Below are 10,107 nucleotides of genomic sequence, written 5' to 3' on the forward strand. Positions count from 1 at the left end.
CAGTAGAAATCTTTATAATTTTTATTTTGAGAATATTTAAAAATATAGCGATTAAGAATCGTATAAAAAAGAACCTTAAGAAAAGGACTAATAGTCTCAATGGTAATAAGTTACAAATACAGAGAGTGGGATGCATCATAGATATAGAGGAGGTAAGTAAGGTGGATTTCTTAAAAAACTTCATTAAGTCCTATGGCATCAATTCGGAAAATTATGTAATTTTGGGCTATGATGAGAAAGGAGACGACATTCAGATAGAAGGAGTTCCCCTCTTTGCTTGGAAAGATATTAATTATTCGGGAGGGATACGCAATTACCATGCCGATAGGCTTTGGGAACTGGAATATGACTTGTTGATCAATTGTTTTACAAAGGAGAAACTACCCCTGTTGCTGCTATCCTCGGGGGTAAAGGCGAAGTTGCGTATAGGCTTTGGAGGCATAGATCCGGTGTTCAACGATGTGATCATAGAGACCCCACTGGGGGATGGGAGTACCTTTCTCGAAGAAGCAAAAAAAATTATAAAAACATTACAATGAGAACTTTACAAGGAATGGGAGTTGCCTTAGTCACTCCCTTCAAAGCAGATGGGACAGTGGATGTAGCAGCCTTGGAGCGGTTGGTACATTTTCAAGTAGAAAATGGTACGGACTATTTGGTCGTATTGGGTACCACAGCCGAGACACCTACGCTCTCCACCGAGGAAAAAGAATTGGTCAAAATGACAGTTAGGCGTGCCAATAATGGCAGATTGCCTATGGTCTTAGGAGTAGGGGGCAATCATACCCAAGCGATAGTGGAGCAAGTCAGAGGGGTTTCTGTCCAAGATTATGCAGCCATACTCTCGGTTACCCCTTATTACAACAAACCTTCACAGGAGGGGCTTTACCAGCATTATAAGGCAGTGGCTGCGGCTACAGAGCTTCCTATATTGCTCTACAATGTACCCTCACGTACGGGCGTTAATATGGACTATCGCACCACGCTGCGCTTGGCTCAGGAGGTGCCCAATATCATAGGCGTTAAGGAGGCTTCGGGGAATATCGTTCAGATTATGCACCTTTTGCAGGGGCGTCCTGAAGGTTTCTTGGTTATCTCCGGAGATGATGCTACCGCCTTGCCTACCGTACTTTTGGGAGGAGATGGGACTATCTCGGTATTGGGGCAAGCTTTCCCTAAGCGCTATAGCCAAATGATACGCCAAGGATTGGAAGGAAAGAACCAAGAGGCCAATGCGATTCAATACCAATTGTTGGAAGCCATGGAGCTTATCTTCAAGGAAGGCAATCCGGTAGGGATCAAGGCCTTGCTATCCCTTTTGGAGCTACTTGATACACCCCAAGTACGCCTTCCCTTAGTCAGTGCCACAGAAGGACTGCAAAGGGAGTTGAAGGCATACTTAGCGCGTATGAAATAGAAAATTACTACATTTTTATCTGAGAGGCAAGCAGATAGATTACCGCCATGCGAATAGCCACCCCGTTTTCTACTTGGTCGAGAATGACCGATTGCGGGCCATCGGCTACTTCGCTGGTGATTTCTACGCCACGGTTGATAGGGCCGGGGTGCATGATGATAATCTCCTTACCTATCTCATCCAAAATCTGTTGGGTAAGCCCATATTGCTGTACATATTCGCGGGTGGAGGGGAAGTAAGGAATATCAAGGCGTTCGTTTTGGATACGTAGCATATTGGCTACATCGCACCAGCGGAGCGCCTTCTTAAGATCCGTCTCTACCCGTACACCCAACTCGTGGATATACTTAGGAATCAGAGTCTTGGGGCCACATACGGCTACTTCAGCCCCTTGCTTGTGTAGGGCAAAGATATTGGAGAGAGCCACCCTGGAGTGCAGGATATCCCCCACAATAACTATTTTCTTTCCGGCGACACTGCCCAAGCGTTCGCGAATCGAATAAGAGTCCAAGAGCGCCTGGGTAGGGTGCTCGTGGGCACCATCTCCGGCATTGACAATGGGCACCTTCACATGTTGGGAGAGGAAAACACCGGCACCGGGATTGGGGTGTCGCATAACGACCATATCCACCTTCATCGCCAAGATATTATTGACTGTATCGATGAGTGTTTCCCCCTTTTTTACGGAAGACTGAGCCGCGGAGAAGTTGATCACATCGGCAGAGAGTCGCTTTTCGGCTAATTCGAAGGATAGGCGGGTACGAGTACTATTTTCGAAAAACAAGTTGGCTATGGTGATATCCCTCAAGGAAGGGACTTTTTTGATAGGACGGTTGATCACCTCCTTGAATTGGTCAGCAGTGGTGAAGATAAGTTCGATATCCTCAGCGGTGAGATATTTGATCCCTAAAAGATGATTGACACTTAATTGGTTCATAGGGGTATGTTTTATGGATAGGGTTTGTTCTATGATTGTTTTTCGACAAGGTAGACGGCATCCTCTTGGTCTTGTTCAGCCCAGTTGACTACGACCCGTTCTTTGTTGATGGCATCGACTGCCTTCCCTATATAGTCGGGTTGTATAGGCAGGTCACGGCTAAAGCGGCGGTCAATGAGAACCAATAGTTCCACCTTGGAGGGGCGGCCGAAGGATTGCAAGGCGGTGAGGGCAGCACGGATACTGCGGCCAGTGTAGAGAACATCGTCAATGAAGACCACCTTTTTGTCTTCCACCAAGAAAGGGATGTCGGTGGTATTGGCAGCCAAGGGCTTTTCAGCTCGGCGGAAGTCATCACGGAAGAAGGTGATGTCCAAGGCGCCATACTGTATGCCTGCCACCTGGTATTCTTGACTTAGCAGGCTTAGTAGGCGTTGGCCTAAGAAGACCCCACGAGGCTGTAAGCCTATGAGTACCGTATCGGAGAAGTCAGTATGATTTTCGATCAACTGACAAGCCAAGCGATGTAGAATCACATCTAACTCTTGGGAGGTTAATAATTGTTTTTTTTCCATAGCCGTTTGATAATGGTTAATTTGTTATCTTTCTTCGCAAAACCCAGCTGTATTAAGTACGAATGACGAAAAATTCTCTTTCTTGTTCACTTCTGATAAAGAATAAAGCGAAGGCGAAAGTATCAATGATGACAGTGAACTGCTTATTTTCAGACAATTGTTGATAAAAAATCTCGTTCTCCTTATGATGGGGGGCCGATAGTACTAAAATACTGTCGTTGTGCATTTGCGCTAATAGTTCTTCTACAGTAGGCTTGTTCTCTCTTTGAGAGAGTATAATCATGTCTTTTTGCTCGGAGGTATGCTCAGTGAGCGCATGGGGGAAAAAAGAATCCCAATCCTTGTGGTCACTGTATATTTTTATGCTCTTAGGTTCGAAATATTTTACCAAACGGAGTAGGAATTGTCCCTTTCTTTTTGAGATATCACAGGGGTAATACTCGCATGGGATTTTTTCCTTATTATAGAAACACTTGGTAACCAATCGGAATACAAAGGGAGAATGTACGCCGTGTTGGTTGGTTGATTTCCATAAGAAGGATAAATATTTTTTCCAAAGAGGCATCAGTTTTCTATTTTTGGGTTTAGTTTTTCTTCTATAAGATCAATTTCCTCGGTTTTTATACCTTTTATAGGGGTGAGTTGTATATTTTTTTCTTCTTCAGGGAATATATCTTTTTTGCTTAGAATTATTTCATCACCTCTCCAATTAAAGTTGGGGAAGCGGAGTTCTTCTTTGTTTATTTTATCTTCTGGGTAGATGCCTCCATCGACATCATTGTAGAAAATCACTGTTTCTATTTGTTGGTTTGTTGCAAAATCAACTCGGATTTGGCTACATTTTGATTTGTTAATTCCTGCGGGGTTGTTTTGGTCGTCGTACACATAGTAGATAACCTCTGTGTTTTGGTATAGATTGACGTTGTTGAGTTTGTTTTCCTTGAATTTACCTTTTAGGGTTTTTCCTTTGACTTGGTTGTAGCCCTCTCCCAAGGTATCTTTTTCGATAAGGAAAGCGTTGTCAAATACGCGGAGGCTATCGAGCTTTTCGGTTTGGGTATTGGCCAGCAGCTGGATGTGATCTCCAGTCATTTGGCTTTTTCCGCTCCATAGGATAGGCTTTCCGATGAGCTGGGTAAGGCCGGTTGTTTGGCTTGAGTGGATAGAATCACACTTTCCCTGAATATCCGTTTTGTAGATACGCGCTCCGGTATAGGCACGGACGATGCGCGCTCCTGTTTTGCCAGTGACCATGATACGCTTGGCATGTATATAGACCGAATCCTTATCTACCAGGCTGGCGATCAGCGCTTTTTTGGTAATAAACATAGAGTCCTGCGCCTTGTGGATTTCCCCATAATGGCCTTTGACCAAGGTATGGTTGATCGTATCGCGGATGATAATGTTATTGGTAGCGGAGGCGAAGTTTCGGAACTTATCGAAATAGAGGCTATCCCCGGTAAGGCGTTTGTTATCATAGTCGATACGAGCCATGTCCATGAAGTAGCCTTTTTCTGTTTTGGTGTCGTAAAAGCCTTTTTCTCCGTAGGCGATGTAGTCCTTTCCGGTAATGGTGGTAGGGCCAAACATATAGACATGCCCTGTGGAGTGGTAATAATCTAAAGTTAGGGAATTAATCTGGAAGTCAGCGTTGGTGATATTGACCTGAGAGGAGAATTGGCTTTTCTTAGGAGCGACGAAGTAGCGGCCTTCCTTGCTGGTGAGGACGTTTTCCTCATCGGATATTTTTCCATGGTTGAGGTAGTAGGCCTCTTGGGTATTGCGGTCGAAGAATAGCTCCTGGGTTTCGAGAGTCATTTTCTCATTGCGGAGCTTGACATTCTCCTTGGCCAAGGCGATTTTGGTATCTCCGTTGTATTCCACAAAATTACTGTTCATCTTCAGGGAGTCTCCTTGCTGGATAAAGACATCACCGAAGGCCTTCACCTGATTGGTTTTTTGATAAAGGACAGCCACATCGCACCAAATATCCATTCCCTGATGGCGGAACTGAACCTTTCGCTGGTCATCGGAGTTGAAGATAGTAGCTCCGGGATACTTATCATTGTCGATGGTAAGGGTTCCGGCATAGACAATCTCAATCTGCTTAGGGGCAGTATCCTGAGCGTAAGCAGTTGAAAGAGAGAGTAAAAGGGTGATAAAAAGGTAATATAATTTTGGCATAAAGGGGCATGTCCTCCTTTGGACGAATTTTCCGCAAAGATACGTTTATTAATTGTCAATTATTAATTGTCAGTTGTTAATTTTTTGTTACACTCCTTTGTATACTTACTTATGCAAGTTTTTTCTACGTTATATTTCCTTACATAGTCATAGGAATACACCCGCTACCTCTCCCATAGGAATGGGATGTGAGAATTGTCATTTGCCTCTACAGATAAAAAACTTATAACTTCTTGATAATGAATTAAAAATAGGTTTATTTTTTTATTTTGTGATTTTGATGTAAAAAAAAACACTGAAAAAGTTTGTTTGTAATAGAAAAAAGTATTAATTTTGCCCCTGTTTTTAAAATATAATTTTTACGAGATGAAGTTTATTAAAATTTTCTATGCTTTGCTGTTATTTGTAACAGTGAGCACAGCACATGGCCAGAGTCAGGAGGTCTCTGGAGTGGTGCGTGATGCTTCTGGATCGGAATTGCTAGGAGTAGCAGTGATCGTGCAGGGCACACACCGAGGTACTCAAACAGACCTTAAGGGATACTACAAGATTAAGGTATCCAAAGGAGAAGTATTGGAGTTTTCCTCTATGGGACTCAAGACACATACTGTCAAGGTAGGTAATACCAATCGGTTAGATGTAGTATTGACCGAAGATGTACAAGACTTGGAGGAGGTAGTAGTAGTGGGCTATGGTTCTGGCCGTAAGATCTCCTCAGTAGTGGGTTCCGTAGCTCGAGTGGGAGAAAAGGATATTGCCCAACGCCCTTCAGGGAATGTAGTGGATGCACTACAAGGAAAGGTAGCAGGGCTACAGGTATCTATTAGTTCGGGGGAGCCATCAGGACTATCGAAAATTCGCTTAGATGGGGTAGGATCCTTAGGAAGTGCAACCAATTCTCCTCTTTTTGTATTGGATGGAATTACGGTGAGTGATGCTACCATTCGAGCCTTAAGTCAGTCGGATATAGAGAGTATTTCTGTGCTCAAGGATGCTTCGGCTACCTCCATCTATGGATCTCGAGCTGCGAATGGAGTGGTATATATCACCACCAAACGAGGAAAGAACAATACCAAAGGAGAAATTTCTATCAGTAGTCAATATGGTATTTCGGATATAGCCGACAGAAGACACTTTGAACGTATGATGAATGCTGATGAGTTAGCTGCCTTTTTGGTAGATATAGGTCGCTATAATCAAGCTCAGATGGATGATATTCGCCGAAGAAATCCCTATGATACTCGTTGGCATAAGGTCTATTTCCGTGAAAACGTTCCCATGGAACAGATAGATCTATCCGTGTCAGGAGGAAATGAAAAGACTACTTACTATGTATCAGGTTCTTACTTCGACCAAGAAGGGCTTATGTATCGTTCAGGCTTTGACCGCCTTACCCTTAGGAGTAATATAGACAGCCGTGTGAATAACTGGCTCAAGCTAGGCATATACTTCAATACGGCCTACTACAACTTCCAAACCAACCCCTTTACAGGCAATAATCCCAATGGAGGACTTAGTTATATGCTGGAACCCTTCTACTCTCCAGTGGATGAGCAAGGGAAACGCAAAGACTATATGGAGGGTATTAATCGCTATCATCCTGAATACTATGCAGATAATAATCTGTCTAGTATATCAGCTCTAGACCTTATTCCTTCCGGTTTTGTAGAGATTACTCCAGTGAAAGGGCTTACCTTCAAGAGTAATGCAGGGGTAAGATTTACCAATGCCGTTGAATCAGAGACCCGTCTTCCCTCCTATAAAGCAAGCCTTAATGATGGGCAATCCAGTAGAAAATATAGTAAGGTACTCATCAGAACCCTTACTAATACTTTGGAATACAAATTTGATTGGGCACAACAGCACAATTTTGCTGTATTATTAGGTCAAGAAAGTGTTAAGAATGAAGGCAGTGATTTCTCAGCATCAGGTACAGGGCTTATCAATGATGACCTCACCTTGCTATCGAACACCACTAAGAATAAGAATGTTAAGGAGGAGCTAAGTATCAATACTATTAATTCTGTTTTTGGTCGTTTGGAGTATAATTATGAGGGTAAATACTTTGCAGATTTCTCTTTGCGCCGTGATGGTTCGTCCAAGTTCAGTCCTGATTATAAATATGCCAACTTTTGGGCAACAGGGGTTATGTGGAAACTCAAGAAAGAAAAATTTTTGGAGAACAATCAAAAGATTAATGATTTGAGTCTTAAGTTCAGTGTAGGAACCTCTGGTAACTCCGATATAGGGAACTATACTCATCAGGCCTTGGTAGGCTCTGGCCAATATAATGATAATACTACTTATTCGCTAAGTAACTCAGGAAATAATGAACTTACTTGGGAGAAACAAAGGAAATATACCGTGGGGCTTATCTCCTCTTTCTTTGACAACCGCTTAAGTGTCAATGCAGACTTCTATAGCCGTATTACAGAAAGTATGCTCATGAGTGTACCAGTAGCCTATACTACCGGCTTTAGTACGGTAAGAAGGAATATAGGTAAGCTTCAGAACAGAGGTATCAATATAGCCATCTCGGCTGATGTCTATAAAGATAAAGAACGAGATATCTTAGTGACTCCCTATGTGAATTTTGGATATAATAAGAACAAAGTATTAGAACTCTTTTCCGGAAAAAACTATTGGAAAAATACCAATGAGATGACTGCTTATATGGTAGGGGAATCCATTAAATACTTTAGTCCTATATTCAAGGGAGTCAATCCAGACAATGGTGAACCCCAATGGTATGCCAACGATCCTGAACATCCTGAAAATACGCTCAAAGATGATAATAATATCGTAGAGAGAAATTTTTCAGCATCCTTAGCCCAAAATACAGGTTATGATCGCTATGCTCCTATTAATGGAGGTTTTGGATTCTCGGCTACTTACAAGGCTGTAGGGCTACAGGTAGATTTTGCCTATTCAATAGGTAAATATACCTACAATAATGATAGATTCTTTAATGAAAATCCTACTGTATTCTCTGGATATACATATGATAGGAGTGTTAGAAATTACTGGAAACAACCTGGTGATGTCACTCCATTTCCTAAGAAAGGAAGACGCTTTACTGAGCGAGATTCACGCCTTATAGAGGATGCCTCCTTCTTACGCTTAAAGAATATTACTCTGTCCTATAGTCTGCCTAAGGAAGTGATAAAGGAAGTAGGTTTCTTTAACAAGGTACGATTCTATGTAACAGGACGTAATGTACTTACCTTTACAAAGTTTACAGGTTTAGATCCTGAAATAGACGATGCTATCTTAGCGGGAGATAATCCAGGAACTAAACAATATGTACTAGGAGTAGAACTTAAATTTTAGAACCGATGAAACAGATATATAAAATTACTTTAGCCATGGTAGCTGCCGTATCCCTAAGCAGCTGCGAGAATTTAGATCAGGATCCTTATGATAGTGTTATAACCAAAAATGCCTTCAAATCGGCTAATGATGCCCGATACTGGCGAGATGGTTTCTATAAAACACTCAGGGATAATTATAGTTATTTGGAAAAGCGTACAGATATACAATCCGATTTGCTTAATGCTACAACAAATTTTGAGAACCGAGAAGGTTTCTTTCAAACATGGACTATTCTCTCGGATCATGCGAGTATAAGCAATGTGTGGAAAAATCGTTACAAGCTATTGGCAGATATTAATCTAAGTATAGAAAAATTTCCCACTATAGTCACTACAACAGCTGCAGAACAAGCACAAGTAAACCAATACTTAGGGGAAGCCTATGCTATTAGAGCTTATACTTATTTGCAACTTGTACAGCGTTTTTGCCCTCAATACACTGAAGCCAATAAGGATACGCCTGACTTGGGTTTGCCTTTGGTAACACGTTATGATGTAAAACTACTCCCAGCTCGAGCCACCTTAGCTCAGACATTTGAACTTATCTATTCAGATATAGCACAGGCTAGAACACTCTTAGCCTCAAGAGTAGGGGGACAGGGCTCTACTATCTTTACTTTGGATGCGGTTAGGGCATTGGAGGCACGAGCAGCCCTAAGCAAAGGAGACTACTCAGGAGCTTATGATTCAGCTAAGGCTGTAATAGACTCAGGTAGATATCCCTTGACTAGTAATGCTAATACCTTAGAAGCTATATGGCGTACGGATGATAGAGCAGAGTCCATCGTACAACTTTTTACTTCTGCCAATGAAGCTACTCCTGACTATAGCCATTATAATTATTTTTCACAAGCTAATAGAAAATATATACCCGACTATATTCCTTCCCAATGGGTAGTGGACTTGTATGAGGATACCGACCTTAGAAAAGATGTCTATCTTAAGGCATTACCTACATCTTTTAAGACTGGTAATTTTACGACAGTCTTAGTGAATAAGTATCCAAGAGGTAGTTATGGTTCTGCTAATAGCTATGTACATGCAGCTAAGCTCTTCCGTATAGCAGAGCAGTACCTGATTGCTGCAGAGGCGGCTTATAAAAATGGACATTCTGATGATGCAAAAAACTATCTCAATCAATTACGTCATGCTCGTGGAGTGGCTGATATTACTGCTACAGGAGTGGATCTTTTCGAAGCGATTAAGAAAGAGCGTATTCGTGAGTTAGCCTTTGAGGGTTTCCGTTTGGATGACCTGAAGCGTTGGGGTGATCCAGTAAGGCGACATGACCCACAGGGAGGCGTTAGTTATATTACCAAAGATCCAGCAGATCAGTACTATCAGCTGAACAAGGCTGCTAATGATCCTATGCTTATATGGCCTATTCCTCTTAATGATACAGATATCAATAAGAATATCAAGCAAAATCCAGGATACTAGTTAGTGACTAACGACAAGTGACAAGTGACAAGTGACTAACGACAAGTAATAAGTGACTAACGACTAGTGATGGCTGAAAAGCAAGAGGCTTCTCCGAAAGGGGAAGCCTCTTTTTACAGAAACGATATTTTAAGGTAAGGAATTTATCTCTAATTCGCTCTTTTTCAAGGGCTAATTGCCATT

The 10,107-nt window shown here is 42.0% G+C and carries 8 protein-coding genes; 4 read left to right on the forward strand and 4 right to left on the reverse strand.

Translation table 11 applies throughout. The features are described from left to right. The first annotated feature begins 26 nt into the window (after positions 1-26). Both HMPREF1551_RS12360 and dapA read left to right on the forward strand, forming a co-directional pair. A complete protein-coding gene (locus tag HMPREF1551_RS12360; protein ID WP_021629509.1) occupies positions 27-539 on the forward strand; it encodes a DUF6913 domain-containing protein in 513 nt (170 codons plus the stop codon). Continuing rightward, complete coding sequence (gene dapA / locus HMPREF1551_RS12365) at positions 536-1,417, forward strand: 4-hydroxy-tetrahydrodipicolinate synthase (RefSeq protein ID WP_021629510.1); 882 nt, start codon at positions 536-538, stop codon at positions 1,415-1,417. Before HMPREF1551_RS12360 ends, dapA begins: the two co-directional genes overlap by 4 nt. A gap of 7 nt (positions 1,418-1,424) precedes the next feature. Here the strand turns inward: dapA and HMPREF1551_RS12370 are convergent, their stop codons facing one another. The 4 genes from HMPREF1551_RS12370 to HMPREF1551_RS12385 are packed head-to-tail and all read right to left on the reverse strand — an operon-like array spanning position 1,425 to position 5,113. Then, positions 1,425-2,354, reverse strand: coding sequence for an aspartate carbamoyltransferase catalytic subunit (locus HMPREF1551_RS12370; RefSeq protein WP_021629511.1), 930 nt, complete (start codon positions 2,352-2,354; stop codon positions 1,425-1,427). Between the two features lie 29 nt (positions 2,355-2,383). Further along, on the reverse strand, positions 2,384-2,929 hold the full coding sequence (pyrR, locus tag HMPREF1551_RS12375) for a bifunctional pyr operon transcriptional regulator/uracil phosphoribosyltransferase PyrR (RefSeq protein WP_021629512.1): 546 nt from the start codon (positions 2,927-2,929) through the stop codon (positions 2,384-2,386). A gap of 52 nt (positions 2,930-2,981) precedes the next feature. Next, the gene (locus HMPREF1551_RS12380; protein ID WP_021629513.1) at positions 2,982-3,494 is read right to left on the reverse strand and encodes a hypothetical protein; all 513 of its coding nucleotides are present in this window, start codon (positions 3,492-3,494) and stop codon (positions 2,982-2,984) included. After that, entirely contained in the window at positions 3,494-5,113 is a 1,620-nt protein-coding gene (locus HMPREF1551_RS12385; RefSeq protein ID WP_021629514.1) for an OstA-like protein, read from the reverse strand. Before HMPREF1551_RS12385 ends, HMPREF1551_RS12380 begins: the two co-directional genes overlap by 1 nt. Before the next feature lie 366 nt (positions 5,114-5,479). Here HMPREF1551_RS12385 and HMPREF1551_RS12390 point away from each other — a divergent pair, with 366 nt between their 5' ends. Together HMPREF1551_RS12390 and HMPREF1551_RS12395 are read left to right on the forward strand one after the other, a co-directional pair. Then, positions 5,480-8,443, forward strand: a complete 2,964-nt coding sequence (locus HMPREF1551_RS12390; protein ID WP_021629516.1) for a SusC/RagA family TonB-linked outer membrane protein — start codon at positions 5,480-5,482, stop codon at positions 8,441-8,443. 5 nt (positions 8,444-8,448) lie between these two features. Continuing rightward, the gene (locus HMPREF1551_RS12395; RefSeq protein WP_021629517.1) at positions 8,449-9,924 is read left to right on the forward strand and encodes a RagB/SusD family nutrient uptake outer membrane protein; all 1,476 of its coding nucleotides are present in this window, start codon (positions 8,449-8,451) and stop codon (positions 9,922-9,924) included. The last annotated feature ends 183 nt before the right edge of the window (positions 9,925-10,107 follow it).

The sequence above is a fragment of the Capnocytophaga sp. oral taxon 863 str. F0517 genome (assembly GCF_000466425.1).
GTDB lineage: Bacteria > Bacteroidota > Bacteroidia > Flavobacteriales > Flavobacteriaceae > Capnocytophaga.

Excerpts from the sequence above, each read along its gene's own strand:
- dapA (WP_021629510.1), top strand. The coding sequence starts at position 536 with ATGAGAACTTTACAAGGAATGGGAGTTGCCTTAGTCACTCCCTTCAAA.
- HMPREF1551_RS12390 (WP_021629516.1), top strand. The coding sequence starts at position 5,480 with ATGAAGTTTATTAAAATTTTCTATGCTTTGCTGTTATTTGTAACAGTG.
- pyrR (WP_021629512.1), bottom strand. The coding sequence starts at position 2,929 with ATGGAAAAAAAACAATTATTAACCTCCCAAGAGTTAGATGTGATTCTA.
- HMPREF1551_RS12370 (WP_021629511.1), bottom strand. The coding sequence starts at position 2,354 with ATGAACCAATTAAGTGTCAATCATCTTTTAGGGATCAAATATCTCACC.
- HMPREF1551_RS12380 (WP_021629513.1), bottom strand. The coding sequence starts at position 3,494 with ATGCCTCTTTGGAAAAAATATTTATCCTTCTTATGGAAATCAACCAAC.
- HMPREF1551_RS12395 (WP_021629517.1), top strand. The coding sequence starts at position 8,449 with ATGAAACAGATATATAAAATTACTTTAGCCATGGTAGCTGCCGTATCC.
- HMPREF1551_RS12385 (WP_021629514.1), bottom strand. The coding sequence starts at position 5,113 with ATGCCAAAATTATATTACCTTTTTATCACCCTTTTACTCTCTCTTTCA.